Genomic DNA, 26,252 nt, shown 5'->3' with positions numbered 1-26,252 from the left:
ATGTTCTTCCCCTCCGTGGGCTTCGAGTCGAGTCAGCACCAAGTCAGCACGAGTCTACGAGTCAGCACAGCTGACGTTGGCCGCGGCAAGCGCCCCGTCCATCACGGACCTCATTCTCGCACCCGCGTCTGGAGTCAAGTGACCGTAGATGTCAGCAGTGATCTGAACGGTGGCGTGCCCCAGCCGGCGAGAGACCTCAAGCAATGACAATCCACCGGCGATGGCGCTGCCGGCGACGAAGCGTCGCAGTGTATGCGCCGTCCACGACTCATCCGCGAATCCCGCTTTGATAACCGCGCACCTGAACTCGGTCCGGTAATTCGAATCCAGAACATGGCCGCAGTGATGAGCATGGGGTAGATATCCGTTCCCAGTCTCGCTTCACTCGCACGAACTGACGCCGTAGCCGCCTCGCGCCATCCGCCAGGTCCGTGTCGCACAGAGCCAGCACTTCCCCGATCCGCAGACCGCAACCCGCCACGAGCCACGAGCCACACAGAGACGGCCCAGTCGCTCCGCATGGCACTGGCCAGCTCGCCGACCGCCTCACCATTGGGAAGTGACTTCTCGTCCACCCTCGCGTCCACCTCTACAAAATCAATCAACCAAACTGAATTTATTTCCACCCAGGCGACGCCAATCGGAATGCCGGATTTAACTCCGCGCACATGCACATGCACATGCACATGCTTCGGCGACCGGAGCGCCCGCCCTCCTGAGACGCTTTCGACGAATTCATCAAAGGTCATTCCTGAGCGAAATAGGGCAGGGGAAGTTGCGGATCGGCACATGAGCTGGGCGGCAGTCGCCGAGAGCCGCGCATTACCTCCTTGCGTCTTTGCGGCACCGACAACTGCATCCACCACAGCCCCACAGCCAAGTGCAGGCGAATGCGAACACCCTCAATGGTCGTCACGTTCGCCGGTTTGGCTAACCGGCGATCGTGGCCCATGTTCCGCTCGCGACCGGCCGTGGTCCGTGCTCGATTGCCAGCCCCGAGAGTGCCCCGTGGCTGGATTGGAGGCGTGCGGTCCACGTGGGGGCTCCACAGCGGCTCCGATGCCCCCAGACTCACCCGAATGACTTAGGGTGCCCTTTAAGTCCTACCGTGGCTGATATGACCGAATCGGCCGGCAATGAGCGCATGGGCGCGATGTCGATCTCCGATGCCGCCGAACGCACCGGACTCTCGACGCACACGCTGCGCTACCACGAGCGCGAAGGGCTCATGTTCACGCCGGTCGACCGGGCGTCGTCCACTGATAGCCGATACACCGAGGCCGCCCCCAACCGGATGACCTTGCTCACCAAGCTGCGCACGACCTCGATGCCCATCGCCAAGATGCGCCCATACGTCGAGCTCGCCCGCCGCGGCGGCGATTGCACCGCGGAACGGCTCGGACTGCCGCTCATCCACCGGATGAACGTCGAGCGCCAGCTCAAGGAGTCGACGGCGAGCCTCGCCGCCATCGACTACAAGATCGGTCTCTATCAAGAAGGGGTATCCGCATGAAGAAGATCACCCTGGGAGGAGAGGGGCTCGAGGTCTCGCGTCTGGGCCTCGGCTGCATGGGCATGTCCGGGGGCTACACCGGCGCCGGCACTGACGAGCCCGGGTCGATCGCCACGATCCATCGCGCCATGGAGCTGGGCGTCACCTATTTCGACACCGCCGAGATCTACGGTCCGTACACGAACGAGGAACTGCTCGCCAAGGCGTTCGCCGGCCACCGAGACGAGGTGGTCATCGCCACCAAGTTCGGTCAGATCAACCACCTCGTGCCTGAGGAGAACGGGCTGCCGGTCCTCGGGCTGAACGGCACCCCCGAGAATGTGCGGCGGTCGGTCGAGGGCTCGCTGCGACGCCTGAACACCGACTACATCGACCTCTACTACCAGCACCGGATAGACCCGGGGACGCCGATCGAGGACACGGTCGGGACGCTTTCCGAGCTGATCGAGGAAGGCAAGATCCGCCACTACGGGCTGTCGGAGGCGGCGCCCGCCACCATCCGGCGTGCGCACGCCGTGCACCCGGCGACCGCCATCCAGACCGAGTACTCGCTGTGGACGCGCGACCCCGAGGCCGAAGTGCTCCCCACCGTGCGCGAGCTCGGCATCGGCTTCGTGCCCTACTCGCCGCTCGGCCGCGGCTTCCTCACCGGCACGATCCGCTCGCTCGACCAGCTCGACGCCGACGACTGGCGCCGGTCCAACCCGCGCTTCGAGGGGGACAACCTGGAGGCGAACATCCGGATCGTGGAGCAGGTGGACGACGTCGCCAAGCAGCTCGGCGCGACGCCCGCTCAGGTTGCGCTCGCGTGGCTGCTCGCGCAAGGCAACGACATCGCACCCATTCCCGGCACGCGTCGGGTCGCCAACCTGGAGCAGAATGTGGTGGCGGACGAACTGGTGCTCTCGGCCGAGCAGCTGGAGCAGCTGTCCGAGGTGGCGGCGCCGGTCGGCGACCGGTATGCCGACATGAGCCGTATCGACCGGTAGTCCACACACGTTCGGAGGGGTCCCGGCTCACGCGAGCCGGGACCCCTCACAGGGCTGGTCTGGAATGCAGGCGTCCTTCTCGCCGACCAACTCTTCGACAACCTCTCAACTCAAACGAGGAACGCTGGGACGCCGAATACCGGATGATCACTGCATGCTTGCCGTTGCCATTCGCCGGTGAGTCCCAGTCGATCGCATATCCGAAGGGAACTGCATCGGTGGGAGCCACGAACCGCCGGTCCTTCAGCAAAAGGTTCCCGACCTTCAGGACGGACTAGTGCTGCAGCCGCAGTTGCGGGAGTGGGTGGTCGCGGCCATCGGCCACATGCCCAGTCGAAGGCCGGTGCGTGGGACGGCCCGGTCAGCGGTTCTCCTTCGCTGTCTCCGACGCCTTGCCCGGCCAGATGGTGATCGCTATCGGCCAGATGACGCTGTAGATAAGGACCTTGGTGAGCGGGTTGAGCCAGACAAGTAGCGGAGCGCCTTCGTCGAGGGTGCCGACCAGCATCACCAGGCCGAAGATCAGGCCGACGCTGATCGCATAGGCCAGCAGGAACCTGAGCCAGGACTTCCAGGCGTCCACGACGGCCGCGCGGCCATAGAGCTCAGGACGCCGCGCGGCAGCGGCTCCGCCGAAGCGGCGGGCGAACTTCGCGTCTGCCCAGCGGACGGTGCGGTGGCCGTAGACCACGGTGATTCCGAGGTAGGCCGCCGACAGGCCGTGCCAGACCGTTGGCTCAGCGCCGTCCTGGATGCTCAGGACGGTGGCCCCCAGCAGCACGACATCAATCAGCGGGACGCACAGCAGCAGCGCGCCGCCGAGGATCCGCCAGCCAGCGGCGTAGCGCGCGGCCAAACCGCCCACAAGGAAGATCCAAAAGAGCACATCGCAAGCGAGAATCAAGAAAAGGATGACGCAGCCCCCCAGTACACAATGCGATCACCATTGTCCCGGGCGGTTCTGATCCGGAGTCCGGATCCAGCCAGTGCTACGGGGGTCGTTGGCGTCGCCGACGGGAGTGGCTGAGACGGGCGCGGTGTTGATGGCGGCGACGCCAGCGAGACCAGTACAGGAAGTGACCGGCTTCGTGCCGGGCAGTGTGAGCGAACCTGCTCAGCAGGCGGCGGATCTCGTTCACGCTCAATCGGATCAGGTCACGGCTGTGTCCCCCCTTTTCATGAGTGGTGGCCCGGACCGCTGTCAGGTGGGCGGAAGCCGCCATGGCCAGGGTGATGTGCCGGTACCAGGCCGGGTATTGGCGTACTTGGTAGTGGTCCAGGCCGGGGGCATGTTCCGGCAGGACCGCCGAGACGGTGTGGGCGTTCCGTCCGTGTGGCGACCCGTCACACCAACTGCGGCTGCAGTACTAGGCGGGCGGTCCCACGATCGGCATGAGCTCCTCGGGCAGCTCGATCGTGAGGGTGCCGTCTCCGTTGTCGAAGGTGGTCAGCGCGGTCATGGCGCCGTCACACCACCAGTACAGGTAGGGGGATATGGGGCCGTTCTCGGCATCGTTCTCGTACGATTCGAGACCGAAGGATGCCAGGGCCTTGGCGGCCGTGCCCGCGTGGTGGTCCACGATCGGGTGGAACGCGAAATGGTGCCGGCCGGGGATGGCGAGCAGCACGCCCGCGGGCGGCGGCGGGTGTCCCCACGTGGCCCGCAGCACTTCCTCGAGCACCAGCACCTGGCTCGCCACGTAATGGGAGTCGCCGGCGACGAGGTGGATGACCGTGCCGTCCTCGAGCTCGGCCAGGTCGTAGTCGTACGGATCCTCCAGGAGGTTGGCCCGTCCGGCCGCCCGCAGCGCGTCGAGGCCGTACTCCGCCACGTCGCTGTCCCTGAACATCCTGACGGCATCACCCAGATCGAGCGAGAGGGCCTCGGCGAGCCCCTCCGCCACGGGCTGCACGTAGTCGTAGGCGTCGAAGATTTCCGGCGGCAGCATGTCATCGGCTATCAACCGGAGGTAGACGCGCTCTGACACGTTGTCAGGATTGCGGTCGGGGTGGCTGCCGGGGTTATGGAAGAAGTTCACAGCAGGAGCGTAGGACGCCCCACTGACAATCCCTCATGACCACTGCTGACGACCGCCGATGACGGCCGATGACGATCGCGGCCGCGCAGTGGTGAGGGCGGTGACATTTCGGGTAGCCGCAGATCAGCGTGGGCAGGGCCATGACGAACGGCGGGAAGGCCACAAGCGCGTGACGCAGGGGCGGGCAGACGCCCTTCCTCGCGGGCAGCAGCGGTGCGATGAGCCCCAGCGCGCTCCGGGACGCGGCTCCGACCGGCCGGGAGCACGACCTCACCGCTCGCTCGCGACCTCCCCCCGGACACCGGGCCCCACGCAAAAAACAGATGCCGCACACCGCACAAGGATGTAATGTACGCTCGCAGTTATTGACTATTACCTAATCTCTGGTCGGTACTCGATCTCTGGTCGGTACTCGATCTCTGATCAGTAGTCGATCTCTGGTCATTACTCGGCCGCTGATGCGGTCACTGCTTCGGGAGGGCTCGATGGTTGCGGACTTGGTCAGGACCTGGGTGGCGGGCTGGGCGGTGTCACGGCGCACTCCCCCGCCGGTCGAGAAGCCCTGGGGGTTCTACATCGAGGTGGCCGACAACCCCGCCGAGGTGGGGCGCCATGTCCTGCCGGAGGCCGATGAGTCGTTGGTCCGCAGCGCCGCCGCCTCGGTGACGGTGCCGCGGACGTGGATGAAGATGCCTGGAGAGCCGGAGGAGATCGAGCCCTGGCTGTCGCCCGGGTGGATAGCAGCCCGGGAAGAGACCGGGCATCTGATGGCAGTTGACCTGGTGGCCACGGACCCGGTCGTACCCGAGGGATACACCATGACCGTGGAGACCATCGGTGCCGTCATCCACGTCCGGGTGTGGGACGCGGCGGGCGGGCAGGCGGCCGCGGGGCAGTTGGCGGTCCTGGGGGACGCCGCGGTGGTGGACCGGGTGGTGACCGCGGAGACCCATCGGCGGCGCGGGTTGGGCCACTTCGTGATGGATACGCTCGCCAACCACGCCACGGCCCAGGGGGCGGCGCTGGGCGTGCTCGGCGCGACCGATGCCGGCCGGGCGCTGTACGAGACGCTGGGCTGGAAGAAGCACGCAACGCTGGCGGAGTGCATCTACCGGCCTTGACCGCGACGCGCCCGCAGCCCCCTCTCCTGCGGGCCGCAGGAGAAAGATCCTCCCTCTCAGGCATCACGACGGCGCAGCGTGAAGTGGCCGCCGACGAGGGCGGCGGCCGTCCATGCCCCCAGAATCATCAGTGCGCCCCAGGGGCCGTAGTCGTGGCCGAAGCGAGGGTCGTCCTGCGGGCCGCTGATGTGCATGAGCACCAGACCGGCCTGGTCGGGGAGGTACTGCAGGACGCTCTTGAGCGCCGGGACGTTGCCGAGCCCCTGGGATCCCAGAAGAAGCAGCGGAAGAAGGATGCCCAGCGAGATCGCGGAGCTGCGCAGCATGGTGGCCACTCCCATGGAGAACACGCAGATGAGCGTCAAGTAGACGCAGGCGCCGATGATCGCGGTCGGCACTCCGTCCGCGCCGATCGTGGTGCGGTACGACCCGAGTGCCGTCTGCGCGACGACGAAGGTGACGATCACCGTGGCCACCGAGACGACGAGGGCCACCAGTGCGCCCGACAGCACCTTCCCGGCGAAGAACACACCGCGTCGCGGCACCGCCGCCAGTGAGGTCCGGATCGTTCCCGAGGAGTACTCGGAACCGACCAGCAGCGTCCCGAACACCACGAGGCCGAGCTGTCCGATCGTCACGCTGTACAGCCCGGCGAAGACCGGGTCGAAATTCACGGCGTGGTCGATGTTGGCGCGGAGGCCCCGTGCGACCAGAGTGCCGAGACCGATACTGAGGACGAAGGTCAGCGCCAGGGTCCAGGCCGTCGACCGCACGGTTCGGATCTTGATCCATTCGGACGCCAGGACCGCCGGCGAGAGGGCCGTGTTCGTCATCGCTGCCACCCCGCGCTCCGGTAGGCCACGGAATCGGACTCCCCCGTGAGCCGCATGAATGCGTCCTCCAGAGAGGCCGCCTGCCGTGTCACCTCGTACACCGTCACCCCGTGCGCCGCGATCAGCTCGCCGATCCGCTCCACGCCGGCACCGGTGGCCTCCAGGCTGCCGTCGTCAGCGGCGTCGATCCTGATGCCCGCGTCGGAGAGCACGGCGCGCAGCCGTGCGGGCTCGGGAGTACGGAGGCGTACGCAGGGCCGGGTGTGGCGGTCGACGAACTCGGTGATGCCGGAGTCCGCGAGCAGCCGTCCGCGGCCGATGACGATGAGGTGGTCCACGGTCAGCGCCGCCTCGCTCATCAGGTGGCTGGAGAACAGGATCGTCCGGCCCTCGGCCGCCAGGTGCTTCATGAGGCGGCGGATCCAGACGATTCCCTCCGGGTCGAGCCCGTTGACCGGCTCGTCGAGCAGCAGCACCGGCGGGTCGCCCAGCAGCGCGGCGGCGATGCCGAGCCGCTGGCTCATGCCGAGGGAGAACGTCCCCGCCCGTTTGTCGGCCGCGCTCCCCAGACCGGTCAGGTCGATGACCTCGCGGACCCGGCGCTCCGGGATCCGGTTGCTGCGGGCCAGCCAGCGCAGATGGGCACGGGCCGTGCGGTTGCCGTGCACGGACCTGGCGTCCAGCAAGGCGCCCACGGTGTTCAGCGGTTCGCGCAGCCGCCGGTAGGGCAGTCCGTGGATGCGGACGTCGCCGCTGGTCGGCCGGTCCAGGTCCAGCATCATGCGCATCGTGGTGGATTTGCCCGCGCCGTTCGGCCCGAGGAAGCCGGTCACGCGGCCCGGACGCACCTGGAACGACAGCGTGTCGACGGCGGTTTTCCGGCCGTAGCGTTTGGTCAGTTCGCGAACTTCGATCATGCCGGTGACTGTGCCGCGGGGCGGGGGCCGGGCACATCGGGCCCGGGTGGGAGCGGACCGGGTCCCCCCGCGGGTGGAGCGGCCCTGCGCATACGGTCCGCGGATCCGCCCGGAGGATGAGACGCGGGGACGGCCCGGGGGCGGAGGTGGCGCTGCGCCCGCTGCGGATACGGTCATGCCGTGGACATACCTCGAACGGCTGCCGCGGAGGACCAACATCCTTTCCTCGCCCGGCGGTTGAGCCGCCGCGGGCTGATCGCGCTGGACTGCGCGGCCGTGCTCGCCTATACGGCCGTGCTGCTGCTGGCGGGCTCGGCGGGCTCCGCGGGATCCGCGCCGGCGCCACCACCACCGTCCGACGGACCGTCGCCGTGGGAGCAGTGGGAACAGTGGGAACAACTGGCGCTGATGGCCACAGCCACCGTGCCGCTCGCGGTACGACGGATCTGGCCACTGCCGGTGTTCGGCGTCGTGACGGTCGTGACCGCGGTGGCGGTGGCCCGGGACGCGGTGTGGGACCCGCTGCTCCCGGCGGCCTTCGCGCTCTACCCGGTCGCGCTCACCAGCCCGCTGCGGCGCTGGTGGGAGCGGTGGCTGCCCTACCTCACGCTCGCCCTGCTCTGCGTGGCGGGCGCCTTGGGCGTGGTCCGCGCCGAGCAGCCGTACTGGCGGACGGGCGGGCCAGGCCTGCTTCTGCTCGGCTTCGCGGCGCTGCTGGGGGCATGGGAGCTGGGCGGCGCCGTCCGGCAGCGGCGCGCCTACGCGGCCCGGGTGGCCGAGCACCTTGCGCAACAGGCCGTCGCCGGGGAGCGGCTGCGGATCGCGCGTGAGCTGCATGACGTGGTCACCCACAGCATGGGCCTGATCGCGGTCAAGGCGGGCGTCGCCAACCACGTGGTGCGCACCCGCCCCGAGGAGGCCCACGACGCGCTGCGCATCATCGAGAGCACCAGCCGCGACGCGCTCACCGACATGCGGCGGATGCTCGGTGTGCTGCGCTCCGACACGGACGGCGAACGCCTGCCCCCACCCGCACGAGGCCCCGTTCCGGGCCCCGGCGACCTGGCCGGACTCGCGGAACGGGCAGGAGCCGAGCTGTCGGTGCGGGGCGTGGAAGGGCTGCCGGACGGTGTGGGGCTCACCGTCTACCGGATCGTGCAGGAGGCACTCACCAATGTGATCAGACATGCCCCCGCGGGAACCCCTTGCCGTGTCGTGGTCGAAGCGACCCGGCACGAGGTACGCATCGAAGTGGCGGACGACGGAAGCCGTGTGGCGGACGACAGAAGCCGCGTCACACACGACAGGGGCCGCATGACGGACACCGGAAGCCGTCGCGCAGAGCCCGCGCCTCCCGGGCCCGGCGGCCACGGCATCATCGGCATGCGGGAACGCGTCGCGCTGTACGGCGGGACCTTCGACGCGGGACCGCGCCCGGAGGGCGGTTTCGCCGTGACCGCCACCGTGCCGTACGGGGAGGCCCGGTGAGCACCGTGGACACGCCGCACCGCCCGACCACCCATCCCGTCCGCGTCCTGCTCGCCGACGACCAGGTGCTGCTGCGCGGCAGCCTCCGTGTCCTGGTGGACGCCGAACCCGGACTGGTGGTCACCGGAGAGGCGGCGACCGGTGCGGAGGCGGTGCGGCTGGCCCGCCAGGACCCGCCGGACGTGGTCCTGATGGACATCCGGATGCCCGACATGGACGGCATCGAGGCGACCCGGGAGATCTGCAGCTCGCCCGAGACGGCGGAGGTGCGGGTGCTCGTCCTGACCATGTTCGACCTCGACGACTACGTCTACGCGGCGCTGCGGGCCGGCGCCAGCGGCTTCCTCCTCAAGGACACTCCGCCGGGTGAGCTGCTGGCCGGCCTCCGCATCATCGCCGCGGGCCAGGCGCTACTGGCCCCGGCCGTGACCCGGCGCCTGATCGCGGAGTTCGCCCGCCGCCCCGAACCCTCCCCTCCGCTCGCCCGGACGCTGAACGGGGTGACCGAGCGGGAGCAGGAGGTGCTGCTGCTCGTCGCCCGAGGGCTCACCAACACCGAGATCGCCGAGCGGCTCCATCTGGGCGTGGCCACCGTGAAGACGCATGTGAGCCACCTGCTCACCAAGCTCGGCGCCCGCGATCGCGCGCAGTTGGTGATCGTCGCCTACGAAACCGGCCTCGTCGAGGCGGCACGGACGGGGCCCCGGGCTGATTCACCGCCATATTCACCGCCGTACCGGCGGCGCTGATCCGGCCCGCGCCACCTCCACCTCCCACCTGCTCGCGAGGGGCTCGACTTCCCTCAACCGGGCGGCATGCCGGCTCCACAACGGTGAACGGCCGCTCCCGAGGATCAGCATTCCGCGGCGAGCCCAGCGCACCTCCCGACCGCGCCCTCCCCGCGCCTCATCGGTGGTTCCCGGACGGCACCCGGCGCCAAGGCCGTGTGTACGGTCCGCCGCACCTCCGGCACACGGCCGTGTAGAGCGCGGCGGCCGGGCCCCAATCCTCGGCAGGCTCCGCCGGGTGCTCGGACCGCGAGATCCTCGCCACCAACTGCGGCTGGGGACAGATGCATTCCTCCGTCGTACGGGGACGGCGGCCCTTGCCCCCGGACCGGGCCGGGGCGGGGGCCGAGGCAGGAGGGGCATCGATGAAGTCCGTGTGCCACCCGTCCATCGGGACTCTTCTGCGGCGCCGGGTGTTGCGCTCGAACCGTTCCTTGCGGGCCTTGGTCGGGAAGAGCAGGAGCAGTCCGGCCAGCAGCCGGAACGCGTCGAAGCTGAGCTGTCCGGGATCCGGATCCAGGACGGCGGCGGGGACCCACTCATCGGTCCTGATCAGCGGCACGCCGCCCGCCCAGTGCCCTTCGGACGAGCTCCAGCCCGCGGTCACGGGGATGTTGTACGCGCCGCCCGCCAGGAAGGCCACCGCCTGCTGCACATCCGCCCGCTCCATGAGCTCGCCGTGCAGTTCCGATGCCGCGCGGCGGTGCCGCTGCCGCACCTTCTCTTCGACGATCGTGGCCTTGGCGATGGCCCGCGCGCGGGACGCGGCGTTGCGGGCGCGGCTCTCGGCGAGCTCCTTCTCCCGTTTCTCCCGGTAGGCGGCGTGCCGTTCGTCCTGGAGGCGCTGCCGTTCCTCCTCTTCGACCAGATAGGCGTCCTCGGCGGTGACGTACTGCGGTGCCGTCCACACCTGCGTCAGCTGGCGCAGCGGGTACCGGAGCCTCGTACGCGGGGTGTGCGGGACGGCCCGGCGGGTGAAGACCCAGCGCAAGAAGTCGGTGAGGGTCGCCTCCGGCGGCGTCACCCAGCCACTGCCGGTGAACTTCACCAGGCCCTCGACGACCGTGACGCCTCCGTCGGCGTCGGCGGCCAGCCGTATGGAGGGAACCGTGCCGAGCCAGGGCGGACAGGGCCGGTCGCTGAACCAGCACGAGGTGACGCCGTGCTCGCGCATCCGGTCGGTGCGGGCGGTGATGTCCGCGGCCGTGATCGGCGAAAGCTGGGCCTCCAACGCCATCGCCCAACCGCCGCCCGGATCGGTGGCCAGCACGTCGGCCCGCCACGAACCGTCCGGCGCCCTCACCTCCAGTTCGGCGTGGGCGCCGGCGTCCCGGGCCGCACTGGCGAGCTCCAGTTTGAGAAGGTGGTGGGCCTCGGACTCGCCCTGCCGGGCGATCTCGCAGTCGGGGGCGTGCGGGGCATGGGCGAAGAACCGTAAGCCGCTGCGAGAGGCCTTCGCGTACATCGGATGCGAGCACTCGGGGCAGGCGAGCGGCGCGGGCGGCTTCACCTTCCACACCGCTTCCCACGACCGCTCGCATCCGAGATCCGTCAGGTGTGAAAAGACGGTCCCCCACGTCGCATGCACGGCGCGAAACGCCATCGGCCCCCCTCTGCATGACAGTCAGCTCACAGTGTCCCCCCGACCACTGACAGTCCGGCCCGGCCCGAGCCGCCGCAGCAGCGCGGCCCGGCCGCCGATCCGCACCACGGCTACGGCCGGCCGGTTCAGCGTACGAAGGCGATCTCCGGGTAGTGGCGGGAGGGACCGTCGAGAAGCGGGCTGGGCTGGTGGCGCAGTTCCTTGTCGAAGAAGGCCGCGAGGTAGGTGCGTTGAATCTCGATGGCGCGGTCGGGGGCGATCGTGCCGAACATTTGGACGAGTTGGGTGGGGGACAGGCCGAGCGGGCCGGCCATCTGGGGCCAGAGAGCCGCGTAGTCCATGAAGGAGAGGTGCTCGGAACCGCGCAGCTTCAGGTCGAAGCGCTCGCCGTGCAGGTGTTTCCAGAAGGTGGCCCAGCTCCCGTCACTGTTGCGGTTGTGGTTTTGGGAGCTGAACAGCAGGAAGGGCCGGTTGAGATCGCGGGTCTTCGCCGGGCCGAAGAACTGGCCGTCCAGGTTCGCACCGGCGTGGATCCTGTGGTCCACGTGCATGGCCTCCGGCACGACCGCTCCGCCAAGGGAAGCGCCGAACATTCCTATGCGGTTCATGTCCACCGAGTGGGACAGCCCGTGAGGGAGCGGCGCGTGGTCCACGTCCGGGTTGTGGCCACGGTTGATGGCGGCCAGCTGGTCGATGACGAAGCGGGTGTCCGCGGCCCGCGCGGCGATCACGCGCGACGCAGGGACGCCTGGCGGCATCGTGGCCACTTCCAGCCGGCCCCCGGGGAACTGCACTTCGCTGTCATCGTGGGTGTCATCGAGGGTGACGACCAGGTAGCCGCGGCTGGCCAGGTCCTGGGCGAGCGCGGTACCCGTCGCACGGTCCGATCCCCGCCCGGTCGAGTACAGCACTACCGGCAGCTTGCCGGCCTTGGGGTCCACCTGGGCGCCGGTGTGGCCGGCGGTGGTGGGCAGGGTGACTGCGTTCGGCGGCAGCCCTCGGACGGCCAGGAAGTGCGCGGCGGCGGCGGGCTCCAAGTAAGGCGCGGCGGGGTGACCGGCGGTGTGCGTGGCCGGGTACCACAGCGAGACCATCAGCTCGCGCGGCCGGCGGTCCGGCGTCCACGGGTCCGTGCGCTTCGTATCGAGCAGATGGAGGTTGACCGTCCCGACCCGGTAGTGCCCGCTAGGGGCGGGGAGGGTCAGCGCACCCGGGGCGTCCGCCGTGTCCAGGGGCGCCTCCTTGGCAGTGGGCGCCGCGGCGGGCTTCCCGGCGGCGGCGGCCTGCCCGATCCCGGCGCCCAGGACGACGGCCAGTGCTCCTGTGGTGCCGGCGACCCGGTCGCGGAACCGGCTGCGGGGTTTTCTCCGTGCGTGTTTCATGGGCAGCCCTCTCCACGATGGCGATCGCAAATGTGACCGGCGAATAGCCGCACATCGTAGCGGTGTTCGGTACCGGTTTTCGCCGCGGCCGCCACAACGCCCGTTGCGTATGCGGGCAGTTGTCGCCCGCGAGCAATCGGTGATGTGGGCGGTGTCCTGGCCCCACGCTCCACGCCCCATGCCCTGCCTCCGGATGAGGCGGGAGGGGTCCAAGCGGCCGCGCTCCGGCGCGGGTTGGGCGCAGCGGTTGCACCTGCACCCGTACCCGGGAACGAGACACGAACGATTTTGTGATTTTATCGTGAGAGGACTTGCTCGTACCGCGAGTTTCTCCATGGATTCCCCTGTGCCGAGAGGACGCCTGCCCTGCACCCGGTTGCCCGCGCGCCCCGTCGACACCGCACCCGACGCCGCGCCGACATGCCCCTCCTCGGAGGCGTCCGCCCACCGATCGCCGCACTGCTCTGCACGCTGCTGGCGGTCGCCGCGTTCTCCGCGCTCGGTCTCGGCACCGTTCGCGAACGGGACGTACCCCAGGCGTTGAGCGACACGGAACGCCAGATCGCCGCCGACACCGCCCTCTCGGTTGCCACCTCCGTCAACGCCAGGGCCACTGCACTGCGCCACTCCGCAGCGTCGGTCACGCCCCCCGCCGGCAGCACTGCGGCACAGGTGATGAAGTCCCTTGTGGCGCCCCGGGCTTCGGCCGGACGTTCCGTGCAGGGCGGTGTGCTGCTCGCCCCGAACACCGGCAAGCGGATCGCGGCCGACGGCGAACCGGTGCCGCTGACCGATGTGGACGTGACCGCCCTGGCACGGTCCAAAGACGTCGCGCCCCGGCTGGTCACGTCGGGGAGCGCCGGTCCCCGGCTCCTGTTCTTCGCCCGGGTTGCCGTGCCCGCTCCGAGGCACGACCAGGACGAGAATGCCGACCAGGCGCGGGACCTGGACGGGAGCCAGGGAAGTGACGCGCGCACACTCCTGCTGGTCGTCTCCGAAAAGCTCGTCGCGCCCCACGTGTACGGGGGCGGGCGCACCGGTCAACTGGTCGGCCGGAACGGCAAAGTGCTCGCCACCGCTACCGCCGGTGGCCCGGTCCGGGCGTCCGGCACCGGCGACCGTGCCTTGCTTGCCGCGGTGGAGCGCGCGGCGAACGCCGTTCCACGCACCACGGACGCTGCCGGAAGCCTGCTCGGTGACGGCCACGGCGGGTTGCGCCGGGTCGCGGGTTGGGCAGCGGTCGCCGCGGCGGACGGGAAGGACGTGGCCTCCGGCCTGGGGCTGACGATCCTCACGTTCAGGGACGTGCCTCCGGCGAAGGGCGGCCCCGACTACACCCGGTTCGCCATCGTGGCCGCCGGCGCGCTGCTGGTGATCACCGCGCTGGTCACCGTGGCGCTGTGGGGCACCGTGCAGCGTCCGCTGCTGCGGCTCCACCTGTCCGCCGCGCGGTTGGCCAAGGGCGCATCGGAGACCCCCGGGGCGCGGGAGGAGTTGGCACGGCCGGTGCCAGTTGCCGCCTTCGGCGAGCTGGGCAGGACCGGCCGGGCACTGGAGTCGATACGTCGCCAACTGCTGGGTGAGACGGGACCGGAGCCCGCGCCGCCGGTGCGCCGACGCCCCGGTGTCCGGTCCGTGGCTCTCGCCGGCGTGCTGCTGATCGCCACATGGGGGGTGCCGATGCTGTTCCTGATACACCGTGTGCAGGCCGGCAAGGCCGTACCGGCCGCCGTCGTCGCCGACCAGCAGTCACGCACCGAGGCCGCCGCTGATCGGGTGCGGCAGATCCTGGACCAGAGTTACACCGACCTCCGGGAGGTGGCGTCGGCCGCCTCCGGGCAGTCACGGGAGCGGACGACGGACGCGCTGCGGCGTGCGCTCGCCGGCCATCCCAAGTACCGCTCGCTGTACGTACTGGACCGCACCGGCGCCATCCTGACGCGGGTGGGCCAGGAGCCGCTGCGCACGCTCGTCCATGCGCCGACCGGCAGCGGAATCACCCGGGTCAACACCGAGGGCAGGATCCCCGCGATCGCCGCCTACGCCCAGATCCCGTCGGCCAAGACCGCCAAGACCGCCAAGAACGCGGCCCCGGCCGTACTCTTCGCCGAGATCGATGTGAACGCGCTGAACAGCCCGTTGTCCCGGCCGGGTCTCGGCAGGCTCTGGCTCACCGACGAACGCTGCAGGGTGCTCGCGGCAAGCGTCGGCTTCCAGGCCTTCGAGCCGCTGCCCAGCCAGGGCTTCACCCGCCTGGTGGCCCGGACCGAGGCGGCGCCCGGGAGTGTGGGCAGCCCGGTGTCGGCCGTACTGCGTGCGGAAACCACGCCGGGCGCCGGCCCGTCCGTCGCGGCCGCCGCTCCACTGGCACGGACGGGGCCCGCCGCCGGACTCGGCTGGCGGGTGGTCTCGGCGGAGCCCGCCGCGGCGCTCAAACTGACGGTTTATCAAGTCCAGGCGCGCACCACGCTCTCCGGGCTGCTCGCCCTGGCCGCGGGCATCGCCTGCCTGGGCTGGCTGCACATCGTGGTCGTCAGGCCGCTACGTGCCCTTGCCGGATGCGCGGAGCGGCTGGCCGGTGGCGATCGTCGCACGGTGCTGTACCCGGTCCACCACGACGAGTGCGGCTCGGTGACCCGCAGCCTGGAACTGCTCCGGCAGGCGCTCGCGGACCGGGGCCGTGGCGGTGGAACCGACCCGGCCTCTGTCCCTGCCCAGTCGTCCCGATGCGGAAGTGTCCCGGGGTCGTAAAGGATCAACTGACGTGCTTTTCCTCTATGTTGTACTGCTGCTGAGTTGCGCGGCACTGTTGGTCGCCGGCGTCCTGGAACAGCGGCGCCACTACGCGGCGCTGGCGCAGATCCCCACCCGTGTGCTGGTCAACGGCATTCGCGGCAAGAGCTCCATCACCCGGCTGTGCGCGGGGGCGCTGCGCGGCGGTGACCTGGTCACCGTGGCCAAGACGACCGGCACCGCGGCCCGCTTCATCCACCCGGACGCCACCGAGGAGCCGGTGTACCGCAAGTTCGGCATCGCCAATGTCGTGGAGCAGATCGGCATCGTCCGGCGGGCGGCGGCGTACCGGCCGGATGCGCTGGTGATCGAGTGCATGGCGGTGATGCCCGCACTCCAGGAGGTCAACCAGGAGAAGCTGATCCGCTCCACCATCGGTGTGCTGTGCAACGTCCGCGAGGACCACCTCGAGGAGATGGGACCCACCCTGGACGACGTGGCCCGCTCGCTCTGCCGGTCGATGCCGGTCGGCGGGGTCTGCGTCACCGCCGAGCGGGAGCGACTGCACATCCTCGAGGAGGAGGCGGACAAGCGGAGTTGCCATCTGATCGCGGTCGATCCCGAGTCGGTCACCGACGAGGAGCTGCGCGGGTTCAGCTGGTTCACCTTCAAGGAGAACGTCGCCATCGCGCTGGCGGTGGCGGAGCTGCTCGGCGTGGACCGGGACACCGCGCTGCGCGGTATGTGGGACGCGCCGCCGGACCCCGGCGTGCTCTCCGTGGAGCGCTACCGCACCCCCGACGGCAAACGGCTGCGCTTCGCCAATGTCTTCGCGGCCAACGACCCCGAGTCGACCTTGATGAACGTCCGTCAGCTGGAGGAACTCGGCGCGATCCGCCGCCCGCTCAACGTGGTCATCAACTGCCGCCCGGACCGGGTGGAACGCAACGGGCAGATGGGGGCGATCGTCCCCGATCTGAACCCGGAGACCGTCTTCCTGATCGGGCACCCCACCAAGAGCGCCCGCGACGGCATCCCACCGGGCTGGTCGTCCGGGCGCGTGGTGGACCTGGGCGGCGACCGGCGGGACGCGGCCGAGCTGACCCGCACCCTCCTCGCCGAACTGGGCCCGGACTCCTCGCTGGTGGCCATCGGCAACATCCACGGCCAGGGCGAACTGTTCCTGGAGCACCTCGGTGAACTGGCCGCGGACGGCACCGGCGAACCCCTCGCGGTCGCGCACCCGCCCGAGCCGGAGCCGTACAGCTGGGTGGCACCACTGAACGGTCCGGAGCCCGGCCCGCATCCCCCGATTCCCGCCCCCGTCGGCCACCACGCCCCGTACGACCCGACAAGGAAGCAGCCATGATCCCCGTCACCGTCACTCCGGAGACAGCCGCGCTGGGGATCGCCCTCGGACTGGTCTTCTCGCTGGTGTGCTATCTGACCACGAACCTCTCTCCCGGTGGCATGATCACGCCCGGCTGGCTGGCGCTGACCCTGGTCACCGACGCGGGCCGGGCCGCACTGATGATCGGCGTCACGGCACTCACCTTCTTCGCAACCAAGGTCCTGCAGCGCCAGGTGATCCTGTACGGGAAGCGGCTGTTCGCCGCCGTGGTGCTGTGTGCGGTGGTGCTGCAGGCCACGGTGATGCTCGCGCTCCAGCACGAGTTCCCGCTGCTCTACACCACACAGACCCTGGGCTTCATCGTGCCCGGCCTGATCGCCTATCAGCTGGTCCGCCAGCCCATGGCGGCCACCGCGATCTCCACCACCGCGGTGACCCTCGGCACCTATGTGGTGCTCGTCTCCGGGCTCCTGCTGGGGGCGCTGCCCACCGCCTGACCGAGCCGGACCCGCCTTGTCCGCCGCCCATCCGCACGTCGAGGAGGTCACCATGGGAACCGTCCCCACCCCGCGCCGCGGCCCCAGCCGCCGTCAGGTCCTGAGCGGTGTCGCCGGTCTGGCCGCCACCGCCGCGGCGGTCAGCGTCTACGCACGGCACCACTTCGCACCGGGCGATGCCGGCGACCCGCACGGTGACTTCCGGGCGCCGACCGGCGGCTACCGCTTCGAGCGCCACCGGACGCCCGCCCGTACGGTGGTCCGCGCCGCCGACGGCCGCGTGCTGGCCACCTTCACCGACGGCGCGCGCACCGCACTGCTGACCGGCCCGGCCCGTACCTGGAGCGAGCCGCGCACCACCAGCGCGGTGGTGCGCGGCAACGCCTGGGTGCGGCTGCTGCCCGACGGATGGCGGCCGGGCCACGCGCGCACGCGGTGGTTCCGCGAGTGGTTCCCGAAGGCCCTCGCCGACCGCAGCCCGGACGTCCTCGGCGTGGCCTTCCAGTACGGCGACGGGGCACCCGACCGCCGCACCGCCGCCGGCCTGCGCTACGCGGGCAAGGCCCACTTCGGACCCCGCGTCCCCGGACAGTCGCTGGATTCGTTCCACTACCGCGACGAGAAGTCGGACTTCTACGACTACCTCGGCACCCCCTGGACCTTCCCGGACGGCACCCGCAAGGACCCGGAGAAGGCACGCTACGGCGACGTGGACTGCTCCGGCTTCATGCGCCTGATCTGGGGCTACCGCATGGGGTACCCCATGCACGCCACCAACACCGCGGGGATCGGCCTGCCCCGCCGGGCCTACGCCATCGCCACCCGGGCCCCCGGCGTACTGCTGATCCCGAACACCGGCCGACCGCCCGCCGACATCAGCCTGCTGCAACCCGGCGACCTGGTCTTCTTCGCCATCGACATCGGCAGACCGCACGGTATCGACCACTGCGGCATCTACCTGGGGACGGACGACGACGGGCATCCGCGCTTCTACTCCAGCCGCTCGCGGGCCAACGGACCCACGATGGGCGATCTCGCAGGCCGCGCGCGGCTCGACGGCGACGGCTTCTACGCCCAGGGGTGGCGCATGGCCCGCCGTCTGTGAAGCCGCCGCCCCGCTGACCGTCCCCCGCCGGCCGCTCCCTGATCGCCCCAGTCCGACGCCCCCTGAGAGGCCCCGCCATGGCCCCCACACCCCTCACCCGGGACTCCACCGACCGCCGCCCCGAAGGCGCCCACCCCACCGGAGGAGGTTGGCGAGCCGCCTGGCTCCAACGCGTCCCCGGCGACTGGGAGTTGTGGACTCTCCTGCTGATCCTGGCCATGGCCGCGGTGCTCTACGCCTGGGGCATCGACCGTGCCGGGGTGCACCCCTACTACGGCGCGGCCGTCCGGTCCATGGCCGCGGACTGGCACACCTTCGTCTTCGGCGGCCTGGACCCGAGCGGCTCGATCACCCTGGACAAGATCCCCGGTGCGCTGTGGCCGCAGGCCCTTTCCGTGAAGCTCTTCGGGCCGTACGACTGGGCGGCGGCGCTGCCGCAGGCGCTGGAGGGCGTAGCGGCCGTCTGGGCGCTGCACCGGATCGTCCGAGCCTGGGCCGGCGCGCCGGCCGGGCTGCTCGCCGCGCTGGCACTCACCCTCACCCCGATCACCGTCGCACTGAACCGGCACACCATCCCGGACACCCTGCTCGTCCTGCTGCTGGTCCTCGCGGCGGGAGCGCTGCAGAAGGCGGTCAGGACCGGGAAGCTGCTGCCGCTGCTCGTCTGCGGCATATGGGTGGGGCTCGCCTTCCAGGCCAAGATGCTCCAGGCCTGGCTGGTCCTTCCCGTCTTCGCCGCGGTGTACCAACTGGCCGCCCCCGGCTCCCGGTGGGACCGGGCCCGGCGGCTGCTGGCCGCCGGAGCCACCGCACTCGCCGTCTCCTGTTCCTGGGTGCTGCTGCTGTGGGCGACACCCGCCGAGAGCCGCCCCTACGCCGACGGGACCACCAACAACAACCCCTTCACGCTCGTCTTCGGCTACAACGGGCTGAGCCGCTTCGGCCATGACCCCCACGCACTGGGCGCCGTCGCCGGCACCGCCGCAAGCCGCACCTCCGGCAACACCGGTTGGACCATGCTGGTCAACCACATCGTCGGTCCGCAGATAGCCTGGCTGCTGCCGCTCGCCGTACTGGCCCTGGTGCTCGGCCTGTTGTGGCGCGCGGGGCAGCCGCGCACCGACGGGCCGCGCGCCGGGTTCCTGCTGTGGGGCGGCTGGCTGGCGGTGCACGTCGCGGTGTTCAGCACTTCCAACGGCAACCACGGCTACTACACCGCCGTACTCGCACCGGCCCTGGCCGCGCTGACCGGTGGCGGAGCGGCCCTCTTCTGGGCCGCATACCGCGCCGGCGGCCCGCGCCGGGCGGCGCTGCCCGCCGTGGTCGGACTGACCGCACTATGGGCCGTGGTCATTGACGGTCCGCATGGCCGCTTCGCGCCCTGGCTGCTGCCGGTGGTGCTGATGCTCGGCCTGTGCGGGACCGTGGGCCTGTGGTCCTGCGGGCCACGCAGCACGCGGCGAGCGGTGCACAGCGCCCTGGCGGCAGGCCTGGCATCCACGCTGCTCGCCCCGGCTGTCTGGGCCACCGCCTGCTTGGATCCGCGGTACGCCGGCTCGCCGATGTCGCCGCTGGCCGGACCGGTCGGAGCCGGCTACCTCGACATGCGCCACCACCGGACCAAGATCCGGGCCGGCGCCTTGAACACCCCGTCCGTACGGGACACCGCACTGCTGAACTACCTCACCGCGCACCGTTCCCGGGAGAAGTACCTCCTCGCCACCCAAGCCGCGTACGGCGCCGAGCCGCTGCTTCGCGCCACCTCCCAACCGGTGCTGGTCATGGGCGGATTCACCGGCCTCACCCCGTTTCCGACCGCCCCGCGGCTGAGTGCATTGGTCTCCACCCACCAACTCCGCTACGCCCTGCTGACCACACGCCGCCCGTCCACACCGGCAACGCTCTGGGTGAAGAAGAACTGCACGCGCATCCCGCCGCGCGCCTACGGCCGAATCTCGGACGGAAGCTTCACCCTCTACGACTGCGCCCCGTGAAACCGACCTGCTGAACACGACGGGTTCCGCGGACGGCTGCGCGGCGGCCACTCCAGGAATCCGCGGCTGCACCCCTCTCGACGCCTGCCGCACGGGACGAGACCGCGCACCGGCTCGTCGGCCATGCGCTCGGGCGGAGAAGTACGCGAGAGCCGCCGGTTGACCGCGATCGCCATAGCCGGATCATGCACATTCTTCCGGCAGACTCCGGCATACCCACCGGCGAGGCCGCCGTCATGTCATCGCCATTTCATCGGCAGTGGTTAGCGTCGACGCCGTCCGGCGCAGGCAGACCGCGCAGCGTCGGTCGTTTCCCACCGAAGGGCTCGCGCACGGTGGACGGAAGGAAGGTGGCATATGCGAAATTCACGTACTAGCTTGCTGCAGGCCCCGCAGTGCCCGACTGACGGCGACGGGCGGAGTGGCTGCGGTTGCGGCTGCCGAGCCGAATGCCGGGAAGAATCCTTCACCGCGCCAGTTGCCTGATCAACCTCCGGAGAACGTCCGAACGCGGCCCCTCGGTACGGAATCGCCGGGGCGAACTCGCCTGTCGTCGGTGGCCTTCGGGCTCGCTGTTGGTCCCCACGGAAAGATGTGTTCATGGCCAAGCTGATAGTCCTGCTCATCGGCATCTCGGTGATCTTCTCGGTGATCGCCTTCAAGGGCGGAAACCCGCCGGTCGGCGTCCTGTTCGCCGTGACGGCGGCCGCCCCGGTCCTTTACCTCGGATACCACCTGGCAAACAGGCGCAGGGCCGGCGGGGTCTCCGGCCAGGACCTGCGGCCGGAACGGCACAGGCGGCGGACGCTGTTTCTCCGGGCGACCGCGGTGGTCATGGTGGCAGCGGTCGGCTACGGCGCCTACTGGGTGATGTTCGAGCCGAAGGCCAGCGACAAGGCGCTGAGCCGCGTCTCCGACTTCGAGTCCGGCTGCGGCGACGGCATGGCCCGCAAGTACTTCCCGCAGGCGGCCGCCCACACGGGCGCGGACCCGCACCCGATTGCGATGTTCACCCTCAGCGAGTCCGGCTCCCCCCGCCTGGCCTTCCCGGCCTCCGGCACGGCGGACCACTGGAGCGGAATCAAGCTCGACCCGCGCCGGGTCCAGCTCATCGCCTGCCTGGACTCCCCCGACGAGGGCGAGTTCCTGACCGACTGCAAGTTCACGACGGACACCATCAAGCTGTACCGCGGCGTGTACGACGTCACCGTGTACGAGGCCAGGACGGGCAAGGAGGTCGGCAGCGAGCGGCTGCAGGGCACCACGAAGCCCGACTGCCCGGGGTTGGTCTACCTCAAGAAGAACACCGACGTGCTCCACACCGAGCCCGAATTCGCCGACTACCAGGCCGTGTTGCGCAAATACGTCGACAACTGACCCGGGTGAGGCCGGACTGGTCGGCGAGGCCGACTTCGTCGCCGTGCAGCACATGCGAAAAAGTCAGTAGCCGGCGGAGCTTGAGGACACGGCGTCGGCCGTGCCCGCTCGCGCCCGCGCCACCGCAGCCGCGTCCTCCTTGAACGCCCAGGACAGTTTCGGCTCCATCACATACCGGAACACCCGCCGCACCGGCCTCGTGCACAGCAGCGTGATCAGCGTGGCAGCCAGCACCGTCACCACGATCTCGCCGACCGGCGTGCGCACCCAGGGGACGTCGTCGTACCAGCCGAACCAGCGCGACATCTTGATCACGAAACCGTGCAGCAGATAGCCGTACAGCGTGCCCGCGCCCAGCTTCGTGAACCATGCCTGCCGCCGTGGCACCAGGGCCAGGAAGCACACCGCGAGCACCATGGAGCAGCCGAACAGCGCGAGTTCCATGACCGGGGAGATCCACGCCGGCACGCCCAGATCCTGTACGGCGTTGTTGTGCCGGAACCATGCGACGTTGATGCGCGGCGCGGCCCAGTACGCGAAGACAACGGCGCCCAGCATGACCGGCGCTGCCGCGACGCGGATCGCGCGCCGCCGCAGCAGGTCGAAGTGGGCCGGCGTCAGGTGCAGTCCGAGGACGAAGAACGGCAGGAACTGCAAAACGCGCATCATGGCGAAGTCGTTGCCGACCTGGGGTGAGGTCGCCGCGAGCACGGCGATCACCAGAGCCAGCGGGACGGGCCAACGCACCAGCTTCCAGATCGGGGTGCTCAGCCGCCAGACGAAGAGGGCTGCCAGGAACCAATCCAGGTAGTACGGGTTGGTGAGGCTGATCGGCTCATTCGGGTCGTCCTGCACCCATCGCTGGAAGCAGGTGTAGAGGACCTCGAACACCACGTACGGCACGGCGACACTGGTGATGAGCCGCTTGAGCTTGGCCGGGCTGAGGTCGAACCCGCGGGATAAAAAGCCGGAGATGAGGATGAAAACTGGCATATGAAAGGTGTAGACGGTCATGTAGAGCGCCATCGCCGCCCGGCCGCCGTGTGTGAGCGGCTCCCACGTGTGCCCGATGGCGACGAGGACGACCGCCAGGTACTTCGCGTTGTCGAAGAACGGATCTCTCCCACCGGATTTGGGCTCGACGCGTGGGACGGGGGCGTGGGGGACGGGAGCCTGCTGCCCTTCGGGCGCCGGGTCCACAGTACGTACGAAGGGTATGGCCGCGAACATTTGAGGCACCCTAAGCCCCGCAGTGGGAATGGGTAAAACCGCCCTGCGAAGTTCTGAGGAAAGCCGTATCGGCCGGGCTGACGTTGGGTATGCGTCTGCGTTCGGGACGGTGCAGAGGGACGGGCGGCGCCGTCGAAACTCGGGCATGACGGTGGCTGCCCGGACCTGTCGCGGCGGGTGGCTCACTCGTCCATGGAAACGGCGTGAAACGGCCCCTTTCCTGGTGCAACTTGGCTCGACTCTCGTGGTGGCGGTGTGATGTCGTCGGCAGCGGGGAGCCGTTGGGAGCGCGGGCGTTGAGGTCCTGGGAAGCAGCGCTGCGCTGCAGCCGTGAACCGAAGGTCATGCCCGTGGCGCGGCCGCGTCACCGGAGTTCTCCATCGCCCAGGTCGCGCAGACTCTCAACACCACCACAGTCGCTCATCTCTGCGGGACTGTCAGATTCCCGCTTGGTCTCGGACGGTGAAGAAGTTGATCACGTCCTGGGGTGTGGGGTGGTGGGCGACTTCGGCGGCGGCCGCGGCGCTGCGGGGGAACAGCGCTTGTTCGTATGAGGTGAGGGCGGTCTCGATGTCGTCGGGGTGTGCGGCGAGGGCCTTTCCGAGTTCGGCACCGTCCTGCATGGCCAGGTTGGCGCCTTCACCGTTGGGGGTTGAGAGGTGGGCGGCGTCGCCGAGCAGGGTCACTCCCGGCACCCGGTCCCAGCGGTGCCCGACCGGCAGGGCGTGGAGGGGGCGCAGGACCGGCGCGGTCCGGCCGGCGGTGATCAGTGCGGTGAGTTGCGGTGCCCAGCCGTCGTACTCCTCCGCGATCCGCTCGGCGGCCGCGGCGGCATCGGTGAAATCGATGGTGGCGAACCAGTCCTGCGGCTTGGCCAGGGTGAGGTAAGTGCGGAGGACCCCGCTCTTCTCCCGGTGAGCCACGAGCCACTTCCCGTTCCGGTCCGGGTCGAGCGCGACGAGTGTCCCGCCGCCGACCGCTTTCGCGGTGGCCGGGTGCCGGGTGTCGGCGTCGTGCAGGGAGGTCTCGACGAAGGACCGGCCGACGTATTCGGGTGTGGCGCCGGAGAGCAGCGGTCGGACTCGTGACCATGCGCCGTCCGCGCCGACCAGCAGGTTCGTGACGACGGCGGCGCCGCCTGCGAAGGTCACCTCGTGGCGGCCCTCGGTGAGGGCGCGGACGCCAGTGGCCTTGTGGCCCCATCGGACGGTGCCGTCGGGGAGTGCGTCCAGCAAGATCTGCCGCAGCTCGCCGCGCTGTACCTCGGGGCTTTCGCCCGTGCCGTCGTCGGCCTTGTCGAGCAGGACGGTTCCGTTACGGTCCAGGATTCGTATCGCTTGGCGACCCTCCAGGATGAGGCTGCGGAATGCGTCCATCAGTCCGGCGGCCTTGAGGGCGAGTTGGCCGTTGTAGTCGTGGATGTCGAGCATCCCGCCCTGCGAACGCGCCGTTGGGGAGGACTCCGCCTCGTAGACCGTGACCGGGATGCCGTGGAGGTGCAGGACGCGGGCCAGGACGAGGCCGCCGAGTCCGGCGCCGATGATCGTGACAGGAGTGTGCATGGGGCTCCTTGCGTGTCGCACACCTGCCGGGTGGGCCCGGCAGGATCACTGGAAGGAAGGCAGGTCGTCGGGCCGTGCGACCGGGCGGTGAACGGCTCAGACGACGATGACCCGGCGCCCGCGCGTGTGACCGGCCCGGCTGTCGATGTGTGCCGCCGGGGCCTCGGCGAGCGGGTACGACTTCTCGACCGGGATGTGGAGCTTTCCCCGCGTGATGAGGCGGACGGCCTCGGCGAGGGCTTGCGGAACGCTCCCGGTCACGCCGGAGTACCGGGCACCGAGCTCCGGCGCACCGCGATCGGCGATGGAGACCACCCTCCGCGGATCCCCGGTCAGCTCGACGAGCTCGCGGATCACGCCCGACCCGGCCAGATCGAGCGCCGCGTCGACCTGTCCGAGTTGCCGCACCCGCTCGACCCAGCCCTCGCCGTACGTCGTGGCGAGGGCGCCCAGGCTCCGCAGATACTCCTGGTTCGCGGCTCCGGCCGTGCCGATCACCGTGATGCCGCGCTCGCGGGCGATCTGGAGGACCGCCGATCCAACTCCCCCGGACGCGCCGCTGACCAGCAGCGTCTGCCCGGACCGCACACCGGCCTGACCGATGATGCGCAGCGCGGTCTCCACCACGGAGGGATACCCGGCCGCCTCTTCGAAGGTCAGGCCCTCGGGCATACGGGCCCAGGCCGCGAGGACGGCGAACTCGGCATACGTACTCGAGCCCCGCCCGAACACGCGGTCACCGACCTCGACCCCTTCGACGTGCTCGCCGATCTGGTCCACCACCCCGGCGGCGTCCTGCCCGACTCCGGCAGGCAACTCGACCGGGCGGAGCTTCTGGAACTGGCCTTCACGGATCCGCCAGTCGACCGGGTTCACGCCCGCCGCCCGCACGGCGACGCGTATCTGGCCGGGGCCCGCATGGGGCTCCTCGGCATCGGTGAGGTGCAGAACATCGGGACCGCCGAACTCGGCGAAGCTCACTCTCTTCATGCCGCCGACCGTAACACTAACGGTTAGCGTTTTGGAACTGTTACAGCTATGCACCTGATAGCGTCAGGGCATGACCGTGCCGACGACCGGACGCCGTGAACGCAAGAAGGCCGCGACCCGCCAGAAGATCGCCGACACCGCCCTGCGGCTCTTCCTGGAGCGCGGGTACGACGCGGTGGGCATCCGTGACGTGGCCGCCGAGGCCGACGTGGCCGTCACCACGCTCTTCTCCCACTTCGCCTCGAAAGAGGCCCTGGTGTTCGAGCAGGACGAGAACTTCGAGCAGCGCCTCACGCAGGCGGTCACCGGCCGGGGGCCGCACGAGCCACTCATCCCCGCACTGCGCCGCGAGATCCAGGCCATGGTCCGGCACTGCACGGGGGACGGCACCGCCCCGATCTACCACATGATCGACGCGTCACGTGCCCTGCGGGAGTACGAGGAGTCGATGCGGCTACGCCACGCGGAGTCGCTGGCCACGGCCCTCGTCGCCGATCCCGACCTGTCACAGAGCGCAACGGCCTGCCGGACGATCGCGAGGTTCGTGATCGACGCCTATGCGCTGGCCCGCGAGGCGGCCGACCCGGACGCCGCGCTGGACGAGATCTTTCGGATGATCGAGGCGGCGTGGGACGTCACCTGATCCTCCAGGGGCTGCTGGCGAACAGTGCATCCAGAGCCGGACGGGGCCGCAGCATGAACTCTGCAACGGAGTAGCCCCGGGCCTGGGGATACTCCCC

22 protein-coding genes are annotated in these 26,252 nt (G+C 70.0%); 12 read left to right on the top strand and 10 right to left on the bottom strand.

Features of this window, described 5'->3' with window-relative positions; all coding sequences use genetic code 11:
* Nucleotides 1–54 precede the first annotated feature (54 nt).
* Complete coding sequence (locus ACIGWZ_RS02395; protein WP_400060778.1) at nt 55–330, bottom strand: tyrosine-type recombinase/integrase; 276 nt, start codon at nt 328–330, stop codon at nt 55–57.
* Nucleotides 331–1,117: 787 nt separating this feature from the next.
* Here ACIGWZ_RS02395 and ACIGWZ_RS02390 point away from each other — a divergent pair.
* Nucleotides 1,118–1,513 carry a MerR family transcriptional regulator gene (locus ACIGWZ_RS02390; protein WP_400059939.1) on the top strand — a complete coding sequence of 132 codons (396 nt, stop codon included), beginning with the start codon at nt 1,118–1,120 and terminating at the stop codon, nt 1,511–1,513.
* On the top strand, nt 1,510–2,502 hold the full coding sequence (locus ACIGWZ_RS02385) for an aldo/keto reductase (protein ID WP_400059938.1): 993 nt from the start codon (nt 1,510–1,512) through the stop codon (nt 2,500–2,502). Before ACIGWZ_RS02390 ends, ACIGWZ_RS02385 begins: the two co-directional genes overlap by 4 nt.
* Before the next feature lie 361 nt (nt 2,503–2,863).
* Here ACIGWZ_RS02385 and ACIGWZ_RS02380 read toward each other — a convergent pair whose 3' ends face one another.
* Complete coding sequence (locus ACIGWZ_RS02380) at nt 2,864–3,388, bottom strand: hypothetical protein (protein WP_400059935.1); 525 nt, start codon at nt 3,386–3,388, stop codon at nt 2,864–2,866.
* Nucleotides 3,389–3,869: 481 nt separating this feature from the next.
* A complete protein-coding gene (locus ACIGWZ_RS02375; RefSeq protein WP_400059933.1) occupies nt 3,870–4,541 on the bottom strand; it encodes a hypothetical protein in 672 nt (223 codons plus the stop codon).
* A gap of 485 nt (nt 4,542–5,026) precedes the next feature.
* Here ACIGWZ_RS02375 and ACIGWZ_RS02370 point away from each other — a divergent pair, with 485 nt between their 5' ends.
* The gene (locus tag ACIGWZ_RS02370) at nt 5,027–5,662 is read left to right on the top strand and encodes a GNAT family N-acetyltransferase (RefSeq protein ID WP_400059931.1); all 636 of its coding nucleotides are present in this window, start codon (nt 5,027–5,029) and stop codon (nt 5,660–5,662) included.
* Nucleotides 5,663–5,718: 56 nt separating this feature from the next.
* Here ACIGWZ_RS02370 and ACIGWZ_RS02365 read toward each other — a convergent pair whose 3' ends face one another.
* Together ACIGWZ_RS02365 and ACIGWZ_RS02360 are read right to left on the bottom strand one after the other, a co-directional pair.
* Nucleotides 5,719–6,495, bottom strand: coding sequence for an ABC transporter permease (locus tag ACIGWZ_RS02365; protein ID WP_400059930.1), 777 nt, complete (start codon nt 6,493–6,495; stop codon nt 5,719–5,721).
* The gene (locus ACIGWZ_RS02360; protein ID WP_400059928.1) at nt 6,492–7,412 is read right to left on the bottom strand and encodes an ABC transporter ATP-binding protein; all 921 of its coding nucleotides are present in this window, start codon (nt 7,410–7,412) and stop codon (nt 6,492–6,494) included. The genes ACIGWZ_RS02365 and ACIGWZ_RS02360 overlap by 4 nt, the downstream gene beginning before the upstream one ends.
* A 180-nt stretch (nt 7,413–7,592) precedes the next feature.
* On the opposite strand from ACIGWZ_RS02360, the gene ACIGWZ_RS02355 reads away from it, so the two are divergent.
* The gene (locus tag ACIGWZ_RS02355) at nt 7,593–8,900 is read left to right on the top strand and encodes a sensor histidine kinase (RefSeq protein WP_400059925.1); all 1,308 of its coding nucleotides are present in this window, start codon (nt 7,593–7,595) and stop codon (nt 8,898–8,900) included.
* Nucleotides 8,897–9,649 (top strand): response regulator, encoded by a 753-nt coding sequence (locus tag ACIGWZ_RS02350; protein WP_400059924.1) that lies wholly within the window; start codon nt 8,897–8,899, stop codon nt 9,647–9,649. The genes ACIGWZ_RS02355 and ACIGWZ_RS02350 overlap by 4 nt, the downstream gene beginning before the upstream one ends.
* Nucleotides 9,650–9,806: 157 nt before the next feature.
* Here ACIGWZ_RS02350 and ACIGWZ_RS02345 read toward each other — a convergent pair whose 3' ends face one another.
* Together ACIGWZ_RS02345 and ACIGWZ_RS02340 are read right to left on the bottom strand one after the other, a co-directional pair.
* The gene (locus ACIGWZ_RS02345; protein WP_400059922.1) at nt 9,807–11,291 is read right to left on the bottom strand and encodes a competence protein CoiA; all 1,485 of its coding nucleotides are present in this window, start codon (nt 11,289–11,291) and stop codon (nt 9,807–9,809) included.
* A gap of 125 nt (nt 11,292–11,416) precedes the next feature.
* Nucleotides 11,417–12,673 carry an alpha/beta hydrolase family protein gene (locus tag ACIGWZ_RS02340; protein ID WP_400059921.1) on the bottom strand — a complete coding sequence of 419 codons (1,257 nt, stop codon included), beginning with the start codon at nt 12,671–12,673 and terminating at the stop codon, nt 11,417–11,419.
* Between the two features lie 420 nt (nt 12,674–13,093).
* Here ACIGWZ_RS02340 and ACIGWZ_RS02335 point away from each other — a divergent pair, with 420 nt between their 5' ends.
* From ACIGWZ_RS02335 to ACIGWZ_RS02310, 6 genes are all read left to right on the top strand, one after another.
* The gene (locus tag ACIGWZ_RS02335) at nt 13,094–15,424 is read left to right on the top strand and encodes a HAMP domain-containing protein (RefSeq protein WP_400059919.1); all 2,331 of its coding nucleotides are present in this window, start codon (nt 13,094–13,096) and stop codon (nt 15,422–15,424) included.
* A gap of 13 nt (nt 15,425–15,437) precedes the next feature.
* Entirely contained in the window at nt 15,438–16,775 is a 1,338-nt protein-coding gene (gene pgsB / locus ACIGWZ_RS02330) for a poly-gamma-glutamate synthase PgsB (RefSeq protein WP_400059917.1), read from the top strand.
* Nucleotides 16,772–17,254 carry a poly-gamma-glutamate biosynthesis protein PgsC/CapC gene (locus ACIGWZ_RS02325; protein WP_400059915.1) on the top strand — a complete coding sequence of 161 codons (483 nt, stop codon included), beginning with the start codon at nt 16,772–16,774 and terminating at the stop codon, nt 17,252–17,254. Before pgsB ends, ACIGWZ_RS02325 begins: the two co-directional genes overlap by 4 nt.
* 52 nt (nt 17,255–17,306) lie before the next feature.
* A complete protein-coding gene (locus ACIGWZ_RS02320; RefSeq protein ID WP_400059913.1) occupies nt 17,307–18,359 on the top strand; it encodes an NlpC/P60 family protein in 1,053 nt (350 codons plus the stop codon).
* 77 nt (nt 18,360–18,436) lie between these two features.
* A complete protein-coding gene (locus tag ACIGWZ_RS02315; RefSeq protein WP_400059911.1) occupies nt 18,437–20,353 on the top strand; it encodes an ArnT family glycosyltransferase in 1,917 nt (638 codons plus the stop codon).
* A gap of 600 nt (nt 20,354–20,953) precedes the next feature.
* Nucleotides 20,954–21,730 carry a hypothetical protein gene (locus tag ACIGWZ_RS02310; protein ID WP_400059909.1) on the top strand — a complete coding sequence of 259 codons (777 nt, stop codon included), beginning with the start codon at nt 20,954–20,956 and terminating at the stop codon, nt 21,728–21,730.
* Nucleotides 21,731–21,793: 63 nt separating this feature from the next.
* Here the strand turns inward: ACIGWZ_RS02310 and ACIGWZ_RS02305 are convergent, their stop codons facing one another.
* From ACIGWZ_RS02305 to ACIGWZ_RS02295, 3 genes are all read right to left on the bottom strand, one after another.
* Nucleotides 21,794–22,960 carry an acyltransferase family protein gene (locus tag ACIGWZ_RS02305; RefSeq protein ID WP_400059907.1) on the bottom strand — a complete coding sequence of 389 codons (1,167 nt, stop codon included), beginning with the start codon at nt 22,958–22,960 and terminating at the stop codon, nt 21,794–21,796.
* A gap of 437 nt (nt 22,961–23,397) precedes the next feature.
* Entirely contained in the window at nt 23,398–24,522 is a 1,125-nt protein-coding gene (locus ACIGWZ_RS02300) for an FAD-dependent oxidoreductase (protein WP_400059905.1), read from the bottom strand.
* A 96-nt stretch (nt 24,523–24,618) separates the two neighbouring features.
* Complete coding sequence (locus tag ACIGWZ_RS02295; RefSeq protein ID WP_400059902.1) at nt 24,619–25,512, bottom strand: NADP-dependent oxidoreductase; 894 nt, start codon at nt 25,510–25,512, stop codon at nt 24,619–24,621.
* A 70-nt stretch (nt 25,513–25,582) separates the two neighbouring features.
* Here ACIGWZ_RS02295 and ACIGWZ_RS02290 point away from each other — a divergent pair, with 70 nt between their 5' ends.
* Nucleotides 25,583–26,155: a TetR/AcrR family transcriptional regulator gene (locus ACIGWZ_RS02290; RefSeq protein ID WP_400059900.1), complete on the top strand. Its 573-nt coding sequence runs from the start codon at nt 25,583–25,585 to the stop codon at nt 26,153–26,155.
* Nucleotides 26,156–26,252 lie beyond the last annotated feature (97 nt).

The organism is Streptomyces sp. NPDC053427, assembly GCF_044544985.1.
GTDB lineage: Bacteria > Actinomycetota > Actinomycetes > Streptomycetales > Streptomycetaceae > Streptomyces.
The sequence above is the reverse complement of the archived record's forward strand: the minus strand, read 5'-3'. Positions and strand labels throughout refer to the sequence as shown.